Below are 22,622 nucleotides of genomic sequence, written 5' to 3' on the forward strand. Positions count from 1 at the left end.
TAAAATTCATTATGTGGGACTACACCGATAAAGTATTAGAACTGTTTTACGATCCCAAAAATCAGGGAGAAATTGAAGAAACGGGCGAAGTTGGAGTTAAGGTTGCAACGGGCGAAATCGGTAGCATTGCTTGCGGTGATGCTCTGAGATTGCACCTGAAAGTGGAAGTAGAATCTGATAAGATTCTAGATGCTCGCTTTCAAACCTTTGGTTGTACTAGTGCGATCGCATCTTCTAGTGCATTAACCGAAATGGTTAAAGGTTTGACCTTAGATGAAGCTTTGAAAGTGTCCAATAAAGACATTGCAGATTACCTGGGTGGTTTACCAGAAGCAAAGATGCATTGCTCTGTCATGGGACAAGAAGCCCTAGAAGCCGCTATCTATAATTATCGTGGCATACCTCTAGCTACCCACGATGATGATGATGAAGGTGCATTAGTTTGCAGTTGCTTTGGCATCAGCGAATCTAAAATCCGTCGCGTGATTCTAGAAAATCATCTCACGGATGCCGAACAAGTAACAAATTATGTAAAAGCTGGTGGCGGATGCGGTTCCTGTCTGGCGAACATCGATGATATAATAAGATCAGTTCAACAGGAATACGCCACACCTGCTCTCAACAATTACGGCGTACAAGTTGCCACAGAAATTGTTACGTCTAAAGAGCGATCGCTAACAAACGTCCAAAAGATTGCTCTAATTCAAAAGGTTCTCGATGAAGAAGTCAGACCCGTACTCATTGCAGATGGGGGAGATGTAGAACTCTATGATGTCGAAGGCGATCGCGTTAAAGTTGTCCTGCAAGGTGCTTGCGGTTCCTGTTCTAGTAGTACAGCAACTCTGAAAATTGCGATCGAAGCCAGATTACAAGATCGTGTCAGCAAGAGCCTTGTAGTCGAAGCAGTTTAGGAATTGCTGTAGGACTCAACGTAATCTACAAATACGCTCTAATATGCATTCAGCCAGGAACAGAAAGTAGGATTTGAAACATATAATTGTCTCCACATCAATGCTTCATACCAATTCTTTCTTAATTACGAATTACGAATTACGAATTACGAATTGGTACTCCTACCATTATGACGGCTAACAGCATATAGGCAAAAAGATTAAGCGCCTACTTGCAAATTTCATCATCCAACTCGCTTCAAAGGAACAGGATATGAGCACATTGTACGACAACATTGGCGGACAACCAGCTATTGAACAAGTAGTAGATGAACTCCACAAACGCATTGCCGCAGACAGCCTCCTCAGCCCCATTTTTGCTGGTACAGACATGGCGAAGCAACGCAATCATCTAGTTGCTTTCTTAGGTCAAATATTTGAGGGGCCAAAGCAATACGGCGGTCGTCCAATGGACAAAACCCACGCTGGAATGAACCTACAGCAACCACACTTCGATGCGATCGCCAAGCATCTCGGTGAAGCAATGGCTGTGCGTGGAGTGTCAGCAGAAGACACCAAAGCTGCACTAGATCGCGTCACAAATATGAAAGGCGCTATTTTGAACAAGTAATAGGACTTGTGCATTGATTGTTGACAAATAACAACATCAAGTCCTATCGAATCTTGCAAGCTGAAACACATTATGACGTATTTGTAAATTGCGTATTTTTCTTTGTTCTTTGTCAACAAAATGACAAAGGACAAAGGACAAACAACAAAAAGAAAACAATTTAACCACGAAATATATGTACCTACTCTCAATCATTATGGCTGTGGAGCGATCGCCCCCAGCAGGCATTTATGCCAACTGTACCAACGATGCTCTACACGCGCTCACTACTGTCGCTCAACTGGCGTGAACGCAACTGACAAACGCACAGACCCACCAACCAACCAATTGCAGGGAAACAGGAACAATGACAGACGAAAAGATTAGACAGATAGCTTTCTACGGTAAAGGCGGTATCGGTAAATCTACCACCTCCCAAAACACCTTGGCAGCTATGGCAGAAATGGGTCAACGCATCCTCATCGTCGGTTGCGACCCTAAAGCTGACTCCACCCGTTTGATGCTGCACAGCAAAGCTCAAACAACCGTTCTTCACCTCGCCGCAGAACGTGGTGCAGTAGAAGATATCGAACTCGAAGAAGTAATGCTAACCGGTTTCCGTGACGTTCGTTGCGTAGAATCTGGTGGGCCAGAACCCGGTGTAGGTTGCGCCGGTCGTGGTATCATCACCGCCATCAACTTCTTAGAAGAAAATGGTGCTTACCAAAACCTAGACTTCGTATCTTACGACGTATTAGGTGACGTTGTGTGCGGTGGTTTCGCAATGCCTATCCGTGAAGGCAAGGCACAAGAAATCTACATCGTGACATCAGGTGAAATGATGGCGATGTACGCTGCTAACAACATCGCTCGTGGTGTTCTTAAGTATGCTCACACTGGTGGCGTGCGTTTGGGTGGTTTGATTTGTAACAGCCGTAACACAGACCGGGAAATCGAACTAATCGAAACCTTGGCAAAACGGTTGAACACCCAAATGATTCACTTCGTACCCCGTGACAACATCGTTCAACACGCAGAATTGCGCCGGATGACAGTTAACGAGTACGCACCAGAAAGCAACCAAGCTAACGAATACCGGACATTGGCTACCAAGATCATCGACAACAAAAATCTAGCTATTCCTACACCCATCGAAATGGAAGAACTAGAAGAATTGTTGATTGAATTCGGTATCCTCGAAAGCGACGAAAATACTGCAATGCTAGTTGGTAAGAGTGCTGCTGAAGCTCCTGTAGTATAAATCGCTGCTAATAAATAATGCTTTAGCACCAGGAAAAGGAAGAGTTCCATATCTTACCTTTTCCCCTCTCCCTTGCATCTCCCCCCTAACCTTAGAGGGGACTGCTAGTCCCCCTATGCCCCGATCCTTACGAGTCACAGAGGCTAAATATGACACCTCCAGAAAATCAAAACATCATCGAAGAAAGAAAAGAACTAATTAAAGAAGTTCTAGAGGCTTACCCCGATAAAGCTAAGAAAAAACGGGAAAAGCACTTAGGCGTATACGAAGAAGGTAAGGCCGACTGCGGCGTTAAGTCTAACGTTAAATCCCTTCCTGGTGTCATGACCGCTCGTGGTTGTGCTTACGCCGGTTCTAAAGGTGTGGTTTGGGGTCCTATTAAGGACATGATCCACATCAGCCACGGGCCTGTTGGTTGCGGTTATTATTCTTGGTCTGGTCGTCGTAACTACTACATCGGTACTACAGGGATTGACTCCTTTGGTACCATGAACTTCACCTCTGACTTCCAAGAAAGAGATATCGTCTTTGGTGGAGACAAGAAACTTACCAAGCTCATCCAAGAACTTGATGTACTTTTCCCACTCAACCGTGGTGTTTCCATTCAATCTGAATGTCCCATCGGTCTAATTGGGGATGACATCGAAGCTGTTGCTCGGAAGACATCGAAAGAAATTGGCAAGCCAGTTGTACCTGTGCGTTGCGAAGGCTTCCGGGGTGTTTCCCAATCTTTGGGACACCACATTGCTAACGACATGATTCGTGACTGGGTTTTCACCAAATCCGACCAAGCTAAGAAAGACGGTACACTCAATTTTGAAGGTACTCCTTATGATGTAGCCGTTATCGGTGACTACAACATCGGTGGTGATGCTTGGGCTAGCCGCATCCTGTTAGAAGAAATCGGCTTGCGCGTAGTCGCTCAGTGGTCAGGTGATGGCACCATCAACGAAATGTTGATGACCCCCAATGTGAAGATGAACCTCATCCACTGTTACCGGTCGATGAACTACATCAGCCGTCACATGGAAGAAGCTTACGGTATACCCTGGTTGGAATACAACTTCTTCGGCCCCACCAAGATTGCTGAATCTTTACGGGAAATTGCTTCTAAGTTTGACGAAACAATCCAAGCAAACGCTGAGAAGGTTATCGCCAAGTATCAACCCACAATGGATGCGGTAATTGCTAAGTATCGCCCCCGTTTGGATGGTAAGACTGTTGCCATCATGGTTGGTGGTCTACGTCCTCGCCACGTTGTCCCAGCCTTCCTAGACTTGGGCATGAAGATGATTGGTACAGGTTATGAGTTCGCTCATAACGATGACTACAAACGTACCGCTGGCTACATCGAAAACGGTACCATCGTTTATGACGACGTTACCGCTTACGAATTCGAGGAATTTATCAAAGCGCTGAAGCCTGATCTAGTTGCTTCTGGTGTGAAAGAGAAGTACGTCTTCCAAAAGATGGGTTTACCTTTCCGTCAAATGCACTCTTGGGATTACTCCGAACCTAGCGATCGCTCCTCAACATCATATAATGCAAGGTTTTTTCGCGGCGGGAGAAAAAAGAGCCTATTTCTAGCCTAAATTCAAGTTGCAAGGTTATTTAGGAACAATCTGTTTTGATGCTTTAGATAGTATAACTCTTATGGAGTCTCGTTTTTAGATTTTGCTTGCATTTTGCTTAAAGAAAAACTGTAAAATGAAAGACTATTCTAAATGACGATTTTTTAGATTAAAAATAGCGTAGCAGCTAAATTGAGCAACACCAGATAAAGGTTGCATCCACCCCAGGAGCTTTTATCCATTTGATCCACAAAGTGTTAGCCTGCTAGACTGAAGTGATTGGACGCAAAAAAGACGGAGCAATAACTTCTGGAGGTTTCCTTGAGTATTATACAAGCTGCTACTGAAAAAATGCGATCGCTCCCGCCAGAGAAGCAACAAGAAGTCTTAGATTTTATTGAGTTTCTGCAAAGTCAGCTAGCACAAAAAAATACAAGCATTGAACAAGTTGAGCCTATTTCATTTTTGGAAGCATCTCAAAAATTTGCTGGTTGTGTTGATGGTGGCCCCGGTGATTTGGCGACTAACAAACAATATCTGGAAGGTTTAGGAACTGAATGAAGCAACGAGTCATCATCGATACCGGGCCATTAGTAGCCTTTATTAATCGCAGAGAGCATCTTCATACTTGGGTAATTAATACCTTAGCTACAATTGAGCAGCCTTTACTCACTTGTGAGCCTGTGATTGTAGAGACTTGTTTTTTATTGCGAAATATCTACGGTGGTCAGGATACGGTGATGTCTTTACTGGACGAGGGAAAGATATTAATTTCGATGTGTTTGAGTGAAGAAGCGGCAGTAATTAAAGAATTGCTACGACAATATCAATCAGTTCCAATGTCATTAGCAGATGCGTGTTTGGTGAGAATGACACAACTGTATCCTGATAGTGAGTTGCTAACATTTGATAGCGATTTTAGAATTTATCGGAAGAATCGTAATCAATTAATTTCTGTGATTATGCCAGAGGATTTGTAGGAATAATGTTAAGAGCGATCGCTCCTCAACATCATATAATGCAAGGTTTTTTCGCGGTGAGAGAAAAAAGAGCCTATTTCTAGCCTAAATGCAGGTTGCAGGGTTATTTAGGAACAATCTGTTTTGATGCTTTAGATAGTATAACTCTTATGGAGTCTGCTTTTTAGATTTTGCTTGCATTTTGCTTTAAGAAAAACTGTAAAATAAAAGACTGTTTTAAATAGCGATTTTTTAGATTAAATGGTGCGATCGCTTTTGCTTGAAATGAAGGTAGCTAATAAAAATTGTAGCGACTGTCTTGAAAATCAAGTGATCGCTCTATCCAACCTACTACCATGAATTTGTGTAAAATACATAAGAAGTAGCCTCTTGTAGGCTGTACCAGAATTTCTCACAACTGAGAAATTCTGGTACAACTATCACAAACAACACATTATAAATAATGAGACAGTTTGAATTGTCTATTGGGAACCTTCTCTAGAAATTCAATCAGAATAATTAAGAATTGGAGCAATGCACCATCCTCATCTTTATGTACAATCCATCCCTCGGTTGTTAAATAAATAACGCCCTGATCTAAAATGCCAACCAAACATAAAAAGTTGTCATTTAGATGGCCCAATTCCACTAAATTATTATAAATTGACTCAATTGATGTTTGTGATCGAAATGAAAAACAAGCAGCTATGGGAGGTTTGGTTAAACCTGTTTGTCTAGACCAGCCAGAGGGAGTATGCTGCTCGATTATTGATGGCAATCTAGGTTTTGTGAGGACAGAACGAGCTTTTTTGTTAGCATCATATAATTCATCTTTATTGAGAGTAGTTTTGACCTCAACTACACCGTAAACAGACTCAACACCAGCAGCTAAAAACCCTTCTTCTGTGTAAAGACAAGAATTACGCTCTCGGTCATAGATGATAACATCTATTTGATCCGTATCGCTATCGTTATGAGCTAAAATTTTTCCTCTGCCTACTGAGTAACGCCCAGGCAGGTAATCTCGAAGAAATTGTTCAAATATACGCTCATTACTAGCTCCTTGCTCTCCAAAATGCCCAAAATTACTAGAAATATCTTCAATATGTACCTTTAACTTTTTAGAAATACCTCTAAAGAATGGCTTCATATTTGAATGATTGAACAGCACTCATTAAGTATACACAATACAAATGTAGAAATTAAGATAGTTAACGGTTGAGGTAGCCTACCTTACTCCGCCCATAGAAAACTTCTTATGTGAGCAGTGAAAGAACCGCAGATTTCAAGATGAATCGTGGAATTCGCAATATCGTAGCAAACTAAGCTAAGAAAGGTGATTTAATTGCTTTCATGGGTGATCGTCCCAACTCCATAATACGCCACTGCATATTTAGAGATGGTGTGTGAGATGCATCAGAAGTAGACAGTTGTAGTAATCGCCTTTACTCGATAATAAACTAGGCGATCGCATTAAACCGTCCAATCCTCAACTAACAATCCGGGTACTTTGCCCAAATCCCGATGATTGCGTGTTAATAAAACTAATTTACAAGATAGTGTGATCGCCGAATAGCCTGTCGTAGACATCGCAGCAAAAAAAGTAGACTGTTGTTGCGATCGCCCTCGCTCGATAAAAAACTAGGCGATGTCTACGACGGGCTGCGCCTACGCATTAAACTGTTACTACCTCTATTAACAATCCCGGTAATTTGCCGAAATCCCGATGATTGCGTGTTAATAAAACTAATTTACGAGATAGTGCGATCGCCTATGGCAGGCTACGCCAACGCCCCAACTCCAAAGTAGATTCATCCACTTGCGAGAACAAAGTATTACACAAATTAACTACTGAATTTCTGAACAATTGTCTGCACAATTGCCAAAATAGCTCCGACATTATCCAAGTAATATCTTTGCTTATCAAGCAAAGCCACTTTTTGCGAAAGTTGAAGAAACTGCCAAACTTCTCCTGTTGTCACGCATCCATACACAGGTATTTCTGCTTGTCCAGATGAACGATTGAATAAATCCGCCGCCACCATTTGGGCGATGCACTGTCCTAACCCAGCTTCAACATCATTTTTCTTCGCTTCCACAACAGTGATAATTGGGCTACGCAACGGTGGTAAAGGTGGAGCGATTGCTAAAATAAAATCACATTCCCCAATCAAGCCCTGTGCAGGATCAACGTCAAGTCTTTGTCCAGAGAAAATAGCCAAGCTATCTTGGCTGAGATCGCGGCAGGCTAGTAAAATTGGTACAATAATAAATTCGCTCCGAGCTTTTTCACTAATCAGAGCTAATTGGGTTCGCTTTCCTAAAGTTTCATCTAACCACGAAGGAATAGAAAGAGGTACAAGCTTGGGAAATAGATCGGCTTCTTGGGTAGTGATTCCCAAAACAGCCGAAACTTTTTCTAGAGTAAAGTCGCTGTACGCCATAGTTTTGACTCAGGAATATTGCTTAATACACTTGAGGCACAAAGAACTGCTCATTGCGGGGAGCGCGAACATAATCCTCTGCCGCAGGTCTAGATGGAAGCTCTAAGGGAGGAGGTGTCATGTCTTCGTAAGGAACTTTACTCAACAAATGATGAATGCAGTTGAGCCGCGCCCGTCTTTTATTATCTGCTTCAATGGTAAACCAGGGGGCTTCTGGAATATTTGTGTTAGCAAACATCGTATCTTTGGCTTTAGAATATTCTACCCAGCGATCGCGTGATTCTAAATCCATTGGGCTGAGTTTCCAGCGCCTTGCTGGATCGTGACTGCGAGAAAGAAAGCGTTGCTCTTGTTCTTCATCGCTGACGGAGAACCAGTACTTAATTAAAACAATGCCCGATCGCACCAGCATTCGTTCAAATTCCGGGCAAGATTGCATGAATTCTTGATATTCTGCTTCAGTACAAAAGCCCATCACCCGTTCAACTCCGGCTCGGTTGTACCAACTGCGATCGAAGAGGATAATTTCGCCTGCTGCCGGCAGATGTTGCACGTAACGCTGAAAATACCACTGAGTTTTCTCGCGATCTGAAGGGGTTCCCAGGGCAACTACACGACAACCACGAGGATTGAGTGGATCGGCAATGCGTTTAATTACTCCTCCTTTGCCGGCAGCATCGCGCCCTTCAAATATGACGACAACCCGATAGCCGACGTGCTTAATCCAGTATTGCATTTTGACTAGCTCAATCTGGAGTTGCTCTAGTTCAATTTCAAAAGTCTTTTTGGGAATTTTCTTGGCAAAAACTTCTGTGCTACCATCAAAAATACGTTTGGATTTTTTAGATTTTTTCTTGTCTTTTGCCTTTACTAGCTTTTCTACTAAGTCTGTAGCGGTTTTAACTAGATCGTTATTTTGCTGGTTTTCAACTTCATCAATTGACATTGCTGTTACCCCATGCCATTGAGTCGGCATAATTAGAGTTTATCTATCAAGTATATATTTTAATGTGGACTGAGTGTCAATATACACAGATGCTCTGGGAGGATGATTGTAGCGATATATAAGAAGCAGTCATAGACATCGCCTTAATCGCTAGACTGAATATGAACTTGTAAAATAATTAGAAATTATGCCTTATAGTCAGTTTACAAATATCAGTAAAGTTAAAGAAGCTTTCGGGTTAAAAACACAGGAGGGTGGACGATTTCTTCCTGTCACCGAACCCATCGAAGCATCTGCCACACTGACGGCATATCTTGAAGAAAGTCTACCACTTGTTTCTTCAGCAAGTGAAAAAGCACGTTCAGAAGGAATTATTTACCCAATATTATTGGAAGTTAGACGGATATTAAATCGGCAAATTAGCTTATTCTCTGGGGAAGATTTTACAGTTGATGAGGCAGTTGGACTTAATGGAATGTGTGATTTCCTTTTGAGTCGTTCGCCGGAAGTGCTAGAAATTGAAGCGCCATGCATTGTAATTGTGGAAGCAAAAAAAGCTGATTTAAGAACTGGGTTTGGACAATGTATTGCCGAAATGGTTGCAGCACAAAGATTCAACGCCACAAAAAATCGTCTAGTTCCGGTAATATATGGTTCGATTAGCAGTGGTACGCAATGGCGATTCCTGAAACTGGAAGATAATACTGTCACTATTGATTTGATGGATTATCCCCTTCCACCTGCGGAACAAATTTTGGGATTTTTAGTTTGGATGCTTCAAAATGGTTGATAAATACCTAAAATTTTGGGATATTTGAGATTATGGAGCGATCGCTAGAATTCAGGTTAGCAAAAGCTCAAAATTTTTCTCGCTGGAGTAAGTTTGTCTATAACATTGATTAGCTTGTATCTTATTATACAATTTTACATCGTTTTCTGACAGGGGAATGCTCATTCCGTCATAATTCTTTAGCTTATTCCAAAAGTTTGATTCAAACATAATTAGAAGATGTTTAGAACTAATTGGATAAACTACTTGGACACCATGTGAAGCCACACCAGTTCCAAAATCCTCATGTGGTTTGATTGCTATTGGATTATCTGAAGTCCATAGTGGAATGGAAGTTGAGTTTACACCAAAGAACCAGATATGACTTGATAATATTTTTGATATCTCTGAATCAGAACCTTGATCGAGAATATTAGAGATATAAAATAAATGCTGTGCTATTGAGTCTTCTTCTATACTTACCTTTAATAAATCATCAAAATAAATTGAATTACTGGAAGGTTTTGGAGAAGGAAAGCTATTTTTTTGAATATTTATCTTATTATTGAATAGTGCCTGATCCATTCTTTTCTTAAGATCATCTAAAGATTGAAATATTTCTTTAAATTGCCCTCTAAGCATAGATGTCCTGACTAACTGAAGTGCTAAAAAGCCAGAAAAATTTTTCTTTTCTTCTTCATCCAGAACTCCAAGAGAATCAAATAAGTTATTTTTTTCAATTTCTTCAAGACAATCTATGACCAGCTTTAGAAAATCTCTAAATCTTGATTCTTCTTTAGCAAGATCATGTTCAATGAATTGAGATTTTGTTTTATCCCTCAATTCTTCAGGTAAAAATGAATCAGGAAAATCATTGAAATATCTCTGTTGGGCAACGTTTTTAACATGAGATTGATAGATAGATTTTTCTATCTTATCCAACACAAATAATGTATCTTTATTAGCAAAGTTTTTTAAATAGCATTGAGGTACGAAGTGCTGCTTTTGAACGTTATTCATTGAAATAAATCCTCTAATCTCAATAGATACCTAAGTAGTATATGGTGCGATCGCTTGACTTTTAAGACAGTCGCTACATAATTGATGTCATCACTGCGGATTCATCCGAATCAAGTCTGTTAAAATACTATCTAAGCTACCATTAACTTGAATGCGATCGATCTTCTCTGCAATCCGCTCTAATACTTCCAGTTCCTTCAGACGCAATGCAACGGGGTTATCCTCCATAACTTTGGCAGTGTTTAACATACTGCGAGTAGCAGCAGTTTCTTCTCTACGTCTGACTACGTTGGCTTGAGCGGTTTTTTCTGCCTCCACTACTTTGCTCAAGATAGCCTTAATCTCACCAGGTAAAATAATATCTTTGACACCTACAGAATCTACTTCAATTCCATAGTCTGCGGCTTTCTGGCGGATGTATTCAGAGATACTTCTATCAATTGCACCTTTATCTTCTAATAAAGCATCTAAGTTACGTTCGCCGACTGCACCACGTAAAGCAAACTGTAATTCTTTGTACAAATAACCAGAAATATCTGATAAACCGTTTTTTGCCCTCAATGGGTCGAGTATGCGGAAGCCAGCAGTTAAATTCAAGCGCAGAGGTACTTTATCTTTGGAGAGGATATCTTGACCGGATACTTCCATGTTTTGTAGTCGCAGGTCGATCGCTTCGGTTTGAAAGGAGCGGCCAAATAACCACCAAGCATGTACCCCTGGCGATCGCAATCCTTGAAACTCTTGATTAATGTATACTAGTCCCACATGCTGGGCGGGAACTTGGCAAATATGCAAACAGTTGCGACTGAGCAGTTTTACTTCTGTTGAACCCTCAACCAACTCAGACACTAAGTTAAGCTGTAACTGAGCATCAGCGCTGATGTCGATAATTTCCACTGCAACACCTTGCCAAAATAGTTTGCGGCTGGTGGGTGGCAAAATAGAAATCACTTTCCCCCGATATCGCACAATTGCAACTTGCGAAGTCTGTAATTGCACGACTTCACAGTAAGCAGCTATAAAGTCGGGATGTTTTTCAATGAGTACATCTTCGAGGGGAAAATCTGGATTAGGAATAATCCGGCTGAGAATTCGGACTGTTACATCTCTATCTACCGACCAAAAAGCATACTCTCCTGCTTCTAGAGGTCGGACAAAATTGTTTTGCAGATATAGTAAACCAATTTCAGACTCCGAGATTTGGAATTTCTTCAATCCATTCAACGTAACTGAGCGCAATTGCTGCACAAAGGAACTAGGCAATTCTAAGCTTTCTTCCAAGTTGAATATATGAGACTCTACTTCAATAAAACCACGCCAAAAAGCAATCAATTTATTTGGTGCAACGCTTACCCAATTCTGACCGTAGCGGACTAACGCAACTTGATTGAATGCGGTTCTGATAATCAATAAATGTTCTTGTAGTTCGGCTTCGTGATTTCGCAACAACAGTTCTAGGTTTTCAATCTGAGCTAGTGGCTGATTGAGGTCACAAATTTTTACTTGCCAATGCCGACCAAAATATGTATGTGTGCCGGGTTGCAAAATTTTTTTAAAATCACTACGGTGATATAAGATACCAATTTCGTTAGGTTTGATATAAAATGTTTGCCACATAGTAATTTGCATAAATAATTTGCGCGATAGTTTAAGTAAGCTAGGCGATCGCAACCAGCTAAGAAGATTCGATCAACACATTTATAACCTTACTTGAACTCAAATAGCACCTGTGTCTCACAGCTTAAGTACTGGAGTACACAGAATTCATTTAGAGGCTCTTAGGCTTTAGAACCCTGTAGACAAAGGCTAAAGGATTGGTTTCATCTCTTTGTACTACTATATACTACAAAAGATTTATTTACTCTGCCAGTGCAGGTTTTTACAGTTCCGGTGCGGGCAAAAGCTTCTCCAAAGCTGGATTAAGATTGCTGTTACTTTTCTCAAACTGCTCAATGGCAATCTAAAAAAATAGAACCGCGCTCAAATATGCCGTTCGCTTTGCCAATCCAGAATCCCCAAAGGAAAACCAGATGTAGGAAAAGGAAGGGACATACTCAAGTTAGGGAGAGATACAGTTGCGCTAGCTCTTTTACTGTTATAAATACCTGCATGACAGAGTAGAAAAAACAAGAAGTTTTTTTGATTGGGGTTTTTTGAACACCCAATACATTTGTGTAGCCATAAGGCTGCCTTGTCCCTAACAAGGTGCCCGTACCCAGGGCGAGGGTTTTGGTTGAAAGTATAGGAATCGAACCTATAACCAATCGGCGATACACCGACCGCTCTACCAAATGAGCTAACTTTCATGGTGAAATAGTTGAAAGTACTGGGCGGTATACGCTCTTACCAGAGGTTAGCGTACCAGTCGGGATACAGAACCCAAACTACAGCTTTGTGACTTTGTTACTATCCCGGTTCAAATCTAGCACAAGAAAATAAGCAGCTTTAAAAACGTACTTCATCAGGTTGGGAGTTGCCATATTTCTGCTTGATGCGTTCCACACTTGATTTGAACTCTGCACCTTTGTTCGGGTTAATCATTGCTACATAATTTGCAAACCCGGTAATTGCGGCAATTAAATTAGTTGAATTTCCCCAAGTTTTTCCTGATAAACCTTCTTGTTCAATTTGATATAGAGTGGCACGAAAGGCTTTTAATGTCTTTTTAGATATATTTAATTGTGTATTTACAATAACACCTGTTACTTCTTGCTGCACTGATTTACTGGAAATCTTAGTTTTATTATCATTAACAGTAAAACTTTCATTAGTAATGATAATTTTAGCGTTTTTAATCAAATTAGATATTTGGTGCGATGCGTCACCAGAGGCAGAAAATGTTAAATCGTCAGCATACCGCGTATAGGAAAACCCAAGATTTTCAGAGATTGTAGCGAGACGACTATCGAGATTACGGCAAATTAGATTAGAAATAGCAGGACTTGAAGGTGAACCTTGAGGTAAGTGGCGGTTTTCTGAAGCTATATAGTTAATTTTTCCATCTATTGCTATTTCAGCAGTTGTACAAATCAACCCGAAAATTGTCGCCGTAGGTTCTGAATAACCAAACCCGCAAAATAATTCTTTAACGCGGTTGTAATCAATTGACTGAAAAAAATTCTGTAAATCAAGATTAATTATTACATTTGCACCAACATGGGGTTTAGCATTGGTGACTATGGAACGATTTTTACAAAAGCCATGTGCTGCATTGTGAACTTCTAATTTCTCTAAAATATTCTCTAGAATCCACCTTTGAGCAGCTTTTAGTTCGGGCTTTGGTGCAGAAATAATTCTTTCTCCACCTGTCTTTTTTGAGATTTTGAAAGGGAGGTAATGTCTAGTTATGGATGTACTAGTTGTTAAAAAGCGCAGTTTCTCTAGACTTATTCCCATTGCAAAGGCTATTCCTTCAGCACTATTATATTCAGCTAAACCATGCGATCGCAAAAGAACTAAATTATCAGTTCCCAACCTTTCTAGATTACTTGCAGCCGCTAACGGGGTAGTGATTAGATTTTTGCTGTGCATACTACAAAAGATTTTTTGACTCTGCCAGTGCAAGTGTTTACAGTTTAGGTGTGGGCAAAAGCTTCTCCAAAACTGGATTAAGATTGCTATTCCTTTTCCCAAACTGCTCAATGGCAATTTAGAAAAAAGAACCGCGCTCAAATATACCGTTCAATTTACCAATCTAGAATCCCCGACGGAAAACTAGATGTAGCAAACGAAGGGACATACTCAAGTTAGGGAAAAATGCAGTTGCGCTTACTCCTTGACTGAGGCTACCGAACATCACCCTTACGAGCAATGAACCGACAGCAGAACACTTACACCGCAGAGTTGAGAAAATGAGGGGTCTCGAATCTGTTAAGATCCGTACCATATTGGCTACCTTGGAAGGGTATTGTCTTTTAACCCGGACAGGGTTGGGTGAAAGTATAGGAATCGAACCTACAACACATCGATTATGAGTCGATTGCTCTACCAGTGAGCTAACTTCCTGGGGTTTGATACAGGAGTCGAACCTGTGACGCATCGATTAAGAGTCGATCGCTCTACCAACTGAGCTAATCAAAGGATATAGTTTAAATTACTCGGCGGTATACGCTTGTATCAGAGATTAGCGCACCAGTTAGGCTTATGGAACCTAAACCATAGCTTTGTAACTTTGTTACTATACCAGTTCAAATTTAGCACAGGTAAATAGCTGTCATTTATTCTTTGGGAATTCCTAGATGATCCCTCAAATCAACGTAAGGCGCTCTATTACTTTTACTTAAAGGTTGCCGCCAAGCCAGGAGATTATTTAGCGCTTGAACGCCATCTTCATTAGGTTTGAGAGTCAATATCAACTTTTCACAGCGTCCATTGACTTGATTGGCGGTACAAATCACATTTTGTCCGTTCATTTTGCCGACAGTAATAAATCTCAAGTCTCTGTTGCGACGGTAATTGTCCAAACGTTGGCTTACGTCTTGACAGCGCGTTACTTTATTGTAGCCAGCATCTCTGAAGTAATTGGAAGTCCAGCGAATCCAAGGTTCACTAACACCTCTAGAATTTGTGTACACTGTCACGGGTTTGTTTCCTGAAGTGTCACAATAAAATCCTCGCCTACTTTCAGCTTGACTTGGCTGATTGATAGTTGCAGTCGCGCTGAGGGCAATTCCACCTGCAACCAAAACATTTGTCAATGATGCCAATTTCATGAGTATCTCTCAAATGTTGAGTAAAAAGTTTTTATTTGCCTTGTATTTGGAACTCTTCCTACTTCATTTAGTAGGGAGATGATCGGAAGATTTAACTTCTTATATCCCAATTGCTTGGGATTTTAGACGTTTTTACTTGTATATATAATGAGCCGCAACCCACTTGCGACCATGATTTGTTTTTTCCCAATGTGCAGGAACCAATACTTTCTTTTTGACTGGTGGTGTATAACGCTTAATTTGTGGTGGTTTTTTTGCTATTATTTGAGCGGGTCTATTAATAGCGTGGGGCTTCACAATAACTTGTAATGCTGATGCTTGTGAAGGAATAGAAGTAACAGCAAATGGTACAAGAAGTGCTACACCGGCAAGAATTTGTTTGATATTCATCACTAAGTCTCCTTTGGTAAACTGCATGATTAAAGTTCAATAAACTTTAATCTGGTTGATATCTCATGTTTATAAGCATAAGAGTTAAAACAGCTATGAACTAGTGATAAAAGTAACTAATTGGATTATGACTTAAGTAATCTCTGATGTCAGGATTCTCAGTTTTGAATCATGAATGAACCTTATTCTGTCAATGCCATGTACTACTGAAGGGAAGATAAAAATGGCTATGATGGCGAGCAAATAAGCTCAGAAAAGCAGAAATGCTATATATATACTACAAATTTTTTTTACTCTGCCGGTGCAGGTGTTTACAGTTTAGGTGTGGGCAACGACCTGCTAAGGCATGTTTTTAAACTAAAAACGTAGTTGGAGTTAAGCGTTCGCATAGGGAAGCGCAACCCAACAAAGCAACGTCTAAATATCATCTGACTGAAGTCGCAACATATCACGCATAAAAATCACCAATCTTGGATAAGTTTGATAAAATTGCTTTTCGTTGTTGAACTGGTGACTTTCATAAAAGACATTGTTCCCAGTTGATATTTCAAGAATATCCATCTCACAAGCTCCTGACTCCCAAACCGTCACTCTACCGAGATGTAATGAACTCTCAAAGTCAAGACGCATAGCTGAATTATCACTAAGTTCACAATAAGTCAGTGTATATTCCAGTCGATAAGCAGCAAAACGCGATCTTAATCCTGATTGAAATCGGTCAAAACCTCGTTCTGAAATTAGCTGTGTTAGTGGATCTAGACTCATTCTTTATATTGAAAGTAGGAGTATTATCAATTTGCTCCAACTCCGCAAAAAATAATTACCTCAAATACAATGTCTGCAATGGGGTACGCCTACACCTGTTATTGCCTACATCAATTATCCCTGCTACCTTGTGGTTTAGTCTGGGAAAGCTAGACCAGTCATAGGGTCGCGGATATATAATCCTAATGTGAGACTACGCATCGCTTCATCCCAAACGGGTATTAATTGTTCTGCTTGATCTACCCAATAATCGAATGTAATCAAGCACTGAACATTTGACCCCAAACCAATGCAAGTTCGTGAAAATGCTTCCCGTGGTTCTTCTTGAACATCAATGAACTTCATCTCTGTCCAGACAATTCTGGCGGTTTGGCGTTTTATGGTAATAATTTCTCCCCTAGCAATGACGTTGCGACTGTCGTCTTCCAGTATTTTCTTCAATGTAGATTTTAGCGGAAACTGGCTCCAGTCGTTGGGTGGCAGGCGATTAAAAGATACTTCTAGGCAGCAATCATCGTTGGGCGGTTTTTTATCGAGGAACTTGAAAGATTTTTCTTGTGGCTCAAGAATCCAATCTTGGGGAACATTGAAGCGAACAGCGCCTCGATCTGCTACAAATATTTTGTAACCTGATGGAGATTCCCAACGATGATCGGGTTTTAATTCAAGGGTTTCTTTGATCCACTGGAGATTGCTTTTTTTACGCTTTGCCATAGTGTTTCTGCATTTTCTGCTAGAGAGGGCGACGCGAAATAGCTCATCGTAGACATTGCCCTTTTTGTTAATTTTATCAAATTGCAAGGGTTTTGAATAAGGGATTTCCAAGAAATAAATTATCCAATAGACGAACCACAGAGACAAGGCAGCGCGTTCTTAGTGCAAGTAAGCACTATTTTATACAATCTCTGCTATGCATCAACAGAGAATTTACGGTTATTAAGATGGCAAATGGTGATGTTCAGCTTGCATTAGACAGATTTCACTTTATTTAGCCCAACCTACTCCTAAAGATAAATCTACTGCAACACATACAGTAATTAAAAAAACTAATTTAAGCAATTACTAAATTTTATTTTATTGCCGAAAAAGTTAAAAATTTAGATGTATTTATCTACCATATAGTTAAATATATTCCTTGAGAAGGATGTTTTTTTTAAGAAGTTACTTTTATTAGACCATAGGTTGACAAGAAATAGTAGATATACATTTGATTCAATGATATTCATCAGATAAATATTAAAAATCTTAGTCTTTTGTTAATGTTTACTAGTTATACTGCCAGAGTAGTGAATAAAAATTCGGATTTGAATATCTAGGGATAATTGTGTCATCCAGGAAAAATGCCCTAGATTTATACCCAAGCTGCAAAATTTAGCCGAAACCAACTACTAAATAGGTAAATCTTTAAGGGAATAACCATGAGTTATACTATCGAGTCCGCACGCAATATTTTCTCTAGCACTCAAGTGGCAGATGCTGTTCCAGCCACTACAGCAAAGTTTGCTGAACTCAACATTGACGATCAATTGGCATTTCTCTGGTATGCCTACGCTGAACTAGGTCGTACAATTACTCCAGCTGCTCCCGGAAAAGCAAATCTGCAATTAATGGAGGGTATATTCAACGAAATTAAGCAGATGTCTCATGAAGAACAAACGCAATTAATGAGAGATTTAGCGAGTAATGCTGACACTCCCATCAGCCGTTCTTATGCATACTTTGGTGTCAACGCTAAGTTGGGATTCTGGTGGCAGTTAGGAGAGTGGATGAAACAGGGTATTGTCGCTCCTATGCCAGTTGGCTATCAAATGTCAACCCAAGTTAAAGCAGTGCTAGAAGCTGTTCAGAGAATCGATCAGAGTCAACAAATTACTGTACTACGCAATACTGTAGTAAATATGGGATTTGATCCGTCTCTGGCTGATAAAAAACAGGCAGAAGTCATAAACTTTAAGTTCCCACGTTCATCCCTAAGTCCCCAATTTACTATTGAGGGAGTTACAGAACCAACGGTGCTGAAATACATTGAAGCTATGAATGCAGATAACTTGGAAGCGGCTGTTGCTTTATTTGCTACCAATGGTGCGCTGCAACCACCCTTCCAAAAACCAATTGTTGGTCGAGAAGCGATTACTTCTTATCTCCGAGATGAGGGACAAGGGTTAGTGATGAAGCCAACTAAAGGCGTTTCGGAAACTATAGAAGATGGTTATACACAGCATAAAATTACTGGTACGGTAGAAACTCCCTGGTTTGGAGGTAATGTTGGCATGAACATTGCTTGGCGATTTTTACTCGATCCTCAAGGTCAAATTTACTTCGTGGCTATTGATTTACTTGCTTCTCCCAAAGAACTGCTTAACCTAACTCGCAAGTAAAATTTATTTATTTCTTAAAATCGCCCTTCTCTAAGATGATGTTTTAAAAGGTTTTTTTGCTCCCATCGTTAGTAAAGGATTGCATCTTAGTCCATAGCCAAAATTTAATTTGGCGTTGTACTTAACCCAGTGTAGAACTGCAAAATTATAACTTTCGGGACTTTTAAAACATCCTCTAAGCGCCATGATGCTCATCAAATAAAATCTCAATCAATGCTCGGTTCACTTAGAACCGAGCTTCAGTGTATTCCCAATAACATACATATTGCACCCCCTACGAAGTTTTTCGCAGCAGTAATTCAATCGCGATCTCAAGCTACATCAAAGACTTACGCTTACTTAGCGCTCGCCTTTAGTTAGCAAAAGCAGCTTTGACTTATTCAAAAGCAGCTTTGACTTATTCATTTTGGTGTTTTCCGCAAGTAAAACAAGCTTTGACTTTCTCAAAAGCAGCTTTTGCTTTCTCATTTTGGTGTTTTCCGCAAGTAAAAGCAGCTTTGACTTTCTCATTTTGGTGTTTTCCGCAAGCAAAAGCAGCTTTGACTTTCTCAAAAGCAGCTTTGACTTTCTCATTTCAGTATTTCGCGCATTTATGACAGCGATCGCATTTGTAGCAAAAACTATTGCAGATTTGCTGAAATTCTCTCAGGCTAATTCATACGGAAATTATTTAAGGTAAAGAATATTAACTGTACTATATTCCCAGGTGTAGCTTATGGCTCGGAGAAAAAGAACCTCTTTAATATTAGAAAGAGCAGTGCGTCGTGCGGCTAGCATAAACTCTATCGATCCGAATTTAGATTTAGACAATGGACTAAACTTACCTGCCTTCTCAACTCTAATCGAAACAATGCGAAGTAGAGAAAATGCCTATAACACTGCCCTTTCCACCTTGGATAAATTGTACCGAGAAATGCTGGAAACAGAAGACAAGCTGGCAGATATGACAGAACACATGCTCATGGCAGTTGCAACTCGATATGGCAAAAGCAGTGTAGAGTACGGTATGGCGGGAGGAGTTCCTAAAAACCAGCGTCGTAAGGGATTACGAGGCGAGTCGCCAAGTCCCACTGATGAGCAATCGTCATTTGTTGCTACTGTGGAGAGCAAGAATGGAAAGAAACCAGTAGCGACAACTTAGGATGTGTGCGATCGCACTAAATTTTGTCAAGCCCAAATAATTGCATAGATGCAGCTTTGCGGGGACGAAACCTGCGATCGCTAATCAAATTTGACCTTATCCAGCAAAATATTTACCCGTAAGATTGGGTAGTAGTGGTGAAATTCAGCTTTTATATCATGTCCGCATAATTAGTTATGATTCCCACAGTCATTGCACCCCACCCCTTAATCCCCTCCCCGCAAGCGGGGAGGGGAGACAAAGCGCAGCTTTGGCGGGGTGGGGTTCTTCAGGTTTGATAAGTAATCAAGCGGACATGATATTATTGGATATTGGGGATATTTGATAGTGCATTGCACTTTGCGACAATGCACCTGACACCTGGACAAAAAAATTTAAACAAAGATGAGTCTCTAGACATATTGGGAACTATAGAAGTAAATCAAGTTAGCATCAACTTCCAGCTTCCAGCTATGAAGACTCACTACCCCAGCAAAGGTAAAGCTTTTCCTTTACAGATTGTCCTTGTTGTTCCCTTCCTTATCCAAATTTTTGCAGCAGTCAGTTTAGTGGGTTATTTGTCCTTTAAAAACGGAGAAAGAGCAGTTAACTACCTAGCAGAAAAGTTTATAGATCGCACCACTGAGGTAGTAGATGAACACTTAAAGTCTTATCTTTCCATTCCGCAAAGCCTTAATCAGATTAACGCAGATGCCATCCACAGGGGAATATTAGATGTGCGCGATCGCCAAACCCTTGGCAAGTATTTCTGGGATCAGATGCAGGTCTATGACCTGACTTATATTGGTATTGGACTAATAACGGGTGAAGGGCTGGGAGCCGCTCGTTATGATGGCAAGACGATCGTCATTGATGATTGGACTGCCAAGCCTCCTAATAATACTTTCACTTATGCCACAGATAATCAAGGTAATCGAACTCAGGTTAATGCTCGGTGGGATTGGAACAATTTCAGTGAATCTTGGTATACCCAACCCATCGCTGCTGGTAAACCTATTTGGGGAAAGATTGTAACTGCAAATCTTCCAACGGGCCCCTACATCAGCGCTTCTGCTAGTCGTCCTATCTATGATTCGCAAAATCGCTTGCTAGGAATGATTGCTACGGATATTCACCTGTCGAAACTCAGCGATTTTTTACATAGTTTGAATATTAGTCAGTCTGGGAAGGTATTTCTGCTGGAACGAGATGGCACATTAATCGCCAGTTCTGTTACAGAGAAGCCTTTTGTTCTTGTCAATGAGCAGATCCGGCGATTGAAAGCGATCGACAGTTCCGATCCAATGATACAAAACATTGCCAGACACCTCCAAACCTTCAACGGGTTTAAGTCCATCACTCAAGACACAGATTTTAAGCTTGAGGTGCAAGGAAAACGGCATTTTGTGGATGCCATACCTTGGCGTGACAAATATGGCTTGGATTGGTTGGTGGTAGTGAGTGTGCCCGAAGACACATTTATGGCGCAAATTAACGCCAACACGCGCACCACGATCGCACTTTGTTTTGGTGCATTAGTCATTGCCTCAGTGATGAGCGTGTTTACCTCTCATTGGATTGTCCGCCCGATTCTGCGGCTAAATTGGGCAAGTAAGGCAATGGCATCTGGCAATTTAGATCAGCAAGTAGAAACTAGCATTATTCAAGAACTTAATACTCTGTCTAACTCCTTCAACCAGATGGCAGGGCAATTGCACGAATCGTTTACTGCCTTAGAGAAAAGCAAGGAAGAACTTGAAGATCGAGTAGAAGAACGCACCACCGAACTCAAAAATGCATTAGAAGAATTGCAGCGCACTCAATCTCAAGTGATTCAAAGTGAAAAAATGTCTAGTCTCGGACAACTAGTTGCTGGAGTCGCACACGAAATTAATAATCCAGTCAACTTTATTCATGGCAATCTCGTTCATGTACAGCAATATACCCAGGATTTATTAGCGTTTGTGCAGTTGTATCAGCAGTATAATCCCAACCCTACGGCTGAAATTCAAACTCTTGCTGAAGATATCGATCTGGAGTTTTTGCAGTCAGACTTACCAAAAATATTGTCTTCTATGAAAGTAGGCACTGAGCGCATTTGCCAAATTGTACTGTCGCTACGAAACTTCTCCCGCATCGACGAAGCAGAATTTAAAAGCGTTGATATCCATGAGGGCATCCACAGTACCTTGATGATTTTGCAGCACCGCCTCAAAGCAAAACCAGAACAACCTGAAATTGAGGTAATTAAAGACTATGGCACTCTACCCCTTGTAGAATGCTATGCCGGACAACTCAACCAGGTATTTATGAATATCTTAGTTAATGCGATTGATGCGTTAGAAGAAAATAATACTAAGCGTACCTATAAGGAGATCGAGGAAAATCCCAGTCAAATTAAGATTCGCACATCTGTAGTTGATTCAAAATGGTTAGAAATTGCGATCGCTGATAACGGAGTTGGTATATCTAAAGAATTTCAGCAACGCATATTCGATCCTTTTTTCACCACCAAACCCGTTGGCAAAGGGACTGGAATGGGTATGTCTATCAGCTACCAAATCATCACAGAAAAACATGGCGGCAAACTAGAGTGCTTCTCAACTCCTGGAAAAGGAACCGAGTTTATCATTCAAATTCCTCTCCAGCTAAAGCTTCATGAAGTGGTTTAACTTGATACTGATTTGGAATTGTCAAGTTATCTAAGTAGTAGTATAATCTACAAGGTTTGGGCATCAACATATTATACAGTTGAACAGATACTTAAATCAGTAGTCCTATTTGTTA

At 40.5% G+C, this 22,622-nt stretch carries 21 protein-coding genes and 2 tRNA genes; 11 read left to right on the plus strand and 12 right to left on the minus strand.

From position 1 onward, the window contains the following. Positions 1-11 precede the first annotated feature (11 nt). The 6 genes from nifU to CDG77_RS00745 all read left to right on the plus strand — a co-directional run bounded on the left by nifU (position 12) and on the right by CDG77_RS00745 (position 5,312). Positions 12-911, plus strand: a complete 900-nt coding sequence (gene nifU / locus CDG77_RS00720) for a Fe-S cluster assembly protein NifU (RefSeq protein WP_094327392.1) — start codon at positions 12-14, stop codon at positions 909-911. 253 nt (positions 912-1,164) lie between these two features. Next, positions 1,165-1,521, plus strand: a complete 357-nt coding sequence (locus CDG77_RS00725) for a globin domain-containing protein (RefSeq protein ID WP_094327393.1) — start codon at positions 1,165-1,167, stop codon at positions 1,519-1,521. Positions 1,522-1,867: 346 nt separating this feature from the next. Beyond that, the gene (gene nifH / locus CDG77_RS00730; RefSeq protein WP_094327394.1) at positions 1,868-2,761 is read left to right on the plus strand and encodes a nitrogenase iron protein; all 894 of its coding nucleotides are present in this window, start codon (positions 1,868-1,870) and stop codon (positions 2,759-2,761) included. Between the two features lie 149 nt (positions 2,762-2,910). Beyond that, positions 2,911-4,353: a nitrogenase molybdenum-iron protein alpha chain gene (gene nifD, locus CDG77_RS00735; protein ID WP_094327395.1), complete on the plus strand. Its 1,443-nt coding sequence runs from the start codon at positions 2,911-2,913 to the stop codon at positions 4,351-4,353. A gap of 300 nt (positions 4,354-4,653) precedes the next feature. Further along, positions 4,654-4,893, plus strand: coding sequence for a DUF2281 domain-containing protein (locus tag CDG77_RS00740; protein ID WP_094327396.1), 240 nt, complete (start codon positions 4,654-4,656; stop codon positions 4,891-4,893). Next, entirely contained in the window at positions 4,890-5,312 is a 423-nt protein-coding gene (locus tag CDG77_RS00745; protein WP_094327397.1) for a type II toxin-antitoxin system VapC family toxin, read from the plus strand. The genes CDG77_RS00740 and CDG77_RS00745 overlap by 4 nt, the downstream gene beginning before the upstream one ends. Positions 5,313-5,745: 433 nt before the next feature. Here the strand turns inward: CDG77_RS00745 and CDG77_RS00750 are convergent, their stop codons facing one another. Continuing rightward, a complete protein-coding gene (locus CDG77_RS00750) occupies positions 5,746-6,441 on the minus strand; it encodes a DUF6602 domain-containing protein (protein ID WP_094327398.1) in 696 nt (231 codons plus the stop codon). Between the two features lie 461 nt (positions 6,442-6,902). Here CDG77_RS00750 and CDG77_RS36155 point away from each other — a divergent pair, with 461 nt between their 5' ends. Beyond that, on the plus strand, positions 6,903-7,100 hold the full coding sequence (locus CDG77_RS36155) for a hypothetical protein (protein ID WP_190233881.1): 198 nt from the start codon (positions 6,903-6,905) through the stop codon (positions 7,098-7,100). A gap of 35 nt (positions 7,101-7,135) precedes the next feature. Here CDG77_RS36155 and CDG77_RS00755 read toward each other — a convergent pair whose 3' ends face one another. Together CDG77_RS00755 and ppk2 are read right to left on the minus strand one after the other, a co-directional pair. Next, the gene (locus CDG77_RS00755; protein WP_094327399.1) at positions 7,136-7,735 is read right to left on the minus strand and encodes a hypothetical protein; all 600 of its coding nucleotides are present in this window, start codon (positions 7,733-7,735) and stop codon (positions 7,136-7,138) included. A 22-nt stretch (positions 7,736-7,757) separates the two neighbouring features. After that, entirely contained in the window at positions 7,758-8,711 is a 954-nt protein-coding gene (gene ppk2, locus CDG77_RS00760; protein ID WP_223269677.1) for a polyphosphate kinase 2, read from the minus strand. Positions 8,712-8,868: 157 nt separating this feature from the next. Between ppk2 and CDG77_RS00765 the strand changes: the two genes are divergently transcribed. Next, entirely contained in the window at positions 8,869-9,471 is a 603-nt protein-coding gene (locus CDG77_RS00765) for a hypothetical protein (RefSeq protein ID WP_094327400.1), read from the plus strand. Between the two features lie 51 nt (positions 9,472-9,522). Here the strand turns inward: CDG77_RS00765 and CDG77_RS00770 are convergent, their stop codons facing one another. The 9 genes from CDG77_RS00770 to CDG77_RS00815 all read right to left on the minus strand — a co-directional run bounded on the left by CDG77_RS00770 (position 9,523) and on the right by CDG77_RS00815 (position 17,051). Further along, positions 9,523-10,470 carry a DUF4238 domain-containing protein gene (locus tag CDG77_RS00770; RefSeq protein WP_094327401.1) on the minus strand — a complete coding sequence of 316 codons (948 nt, stop codon included), beginning with the start codon at positions 10,468-10,470 and terminating at the stop codon, positions 9,523-9,525. 90 nt (positions 10,471-10,560) lie between these two features. Next, positions 10,561-12,087 (minus strand): slipin family protein, encoded by a 1,527-nt coding sequence (locus CDG77_RS00775; RefSeq protein WP_190233884.1) that lies wholly within the window; start codon positions 12,085-12,087, stop codon positions 10,561-10,563. A 613-nt stretch (positions 12,088-12,700) separates the two neighbouring features. Next, positions 12,701-12,776 (minus strand) — tRNA-Ile (locus tag CDG77_RS00780). 139 nt (positions 12,777-12,915) lie between these two features. Continuing rightward, on the minus strand, positions 12,916-14,001 hold the full coding sequence (locus CDG77_RS00785; protein ID WP_094327403.1) for a reverse transcriptase family protein: 1,086 nt from the start codon (positions 13,999-14,001) through the stop codon (positions 12,916-12,918). Between the two features lie 399 nt (positions 14,002-14,400). Continuing rightward, positions 14,401-14,475 (minus strand) — tRNA-Met (locus tag CDG77_RS00790). Positions 14,476-14,687: 212 nt separating this feature from the next. Next, complete coding sequence (locus CDG77_RS00800) at positions 14,688-15,182, minus strand: COP23 domain-containing protein (RefSeq protein ID WP_094327404.1); 495 nt, start codon at positions 15,180-15,182, stop codon at positions 14,688-14,690. Between the two features lie 132 nt (positions 15,183-15,314). Further along, positions 15,315-15,572, minus strand: a complete 258-nt coding sequence (locus CDG77_RS00805) for a hypothetical protein (RefSeq protein WP_143856941.1) — start codon at positions 15,570-15,572, stop codon at positions 15,315-15,317. A gap of 417 nt (positions 15,573-15,989) precedes the next feature. Further along, on the minus strand, positions 15,990-16,337 hold the full coding sequence (locus tag CDG77_RS00810; RefSeq protein ID WP_094327406.1) for an immunity protein TriTu family protein: 348 nt from the start codon (positions 16,335-16,337) through the stop codon (positions 15,990-15,992). A gap of 135 nt (positions 16,338-16,472) precedes the next feature. Next, the gene (locus tag CDG77_RS00815) at positions 16,473-17,051 is read right to left on the minus strand and encodes a hypothetical protein (protein ID WP_094327407.1); all 579 of its coding nucleotides are present in this window, start codon (positions 17,049-17,051) and stop codon (positions 16,473-16,475) included. Positions 17,052-17,755: 704 nt separating this feature from the next. On the opposite strand from CDG77_RS00815, the gene CDG77_RS00820 reads away from it, so the two are divergent. From CDG77_RS00820 to CDG77_RS00835, 3 genes are all read left to right on the plus strand, one after another. Beyond that, positions 17,756-18,715 carry an orange carotenoid protein N-terminal domain-containing protein gene (locus tag CDG77_RS00820; RefSeq protein ID WP_094327408.1) on the plus strand — a complete coding sequence of 320 codons (960 nt, stop codon included), beginning with the start codon at positions 17,756-17,758 and terminating at the stop codon, positions 18,713-18,715. Positions 18,716-19,430: 715 nt separating this feature from the next. After that, positions 19,431-19,856, plus strand: coding sequence for a hypothetical protein (locus CDG77_RS00830; protein ID WP_094327410.1), 426 nt, complete (start codon positions 19,431-19,433; stop codon positions 19,854-19,856). Positions 19,857-20,308: 452 nt separating this feature from the next. Beyond that, positions 20,309-22,507, plus strand: coding sequence for a sensor histidine kinase (locus CDG77_RS00835; protein ID WP_094327486.1), 2,199 nt, complete (start codon positions 20,309-20,311; stop codon positions 22,505-22,507). The last annotated feature ends 115 nt before the right edge of the window (positions 22,508-22,622 follow it).

Origin of the sequence: Nostoc sp. 'Peltigera membranacea cyanobiont' 213, assembly GCF_002245975.1 — a bacterium.
Lineage (GTDB): Bacteria > Cyanobacteriota > Cyanobacteriia > Cyanobacteriales > Nostocaceae > Nostoc.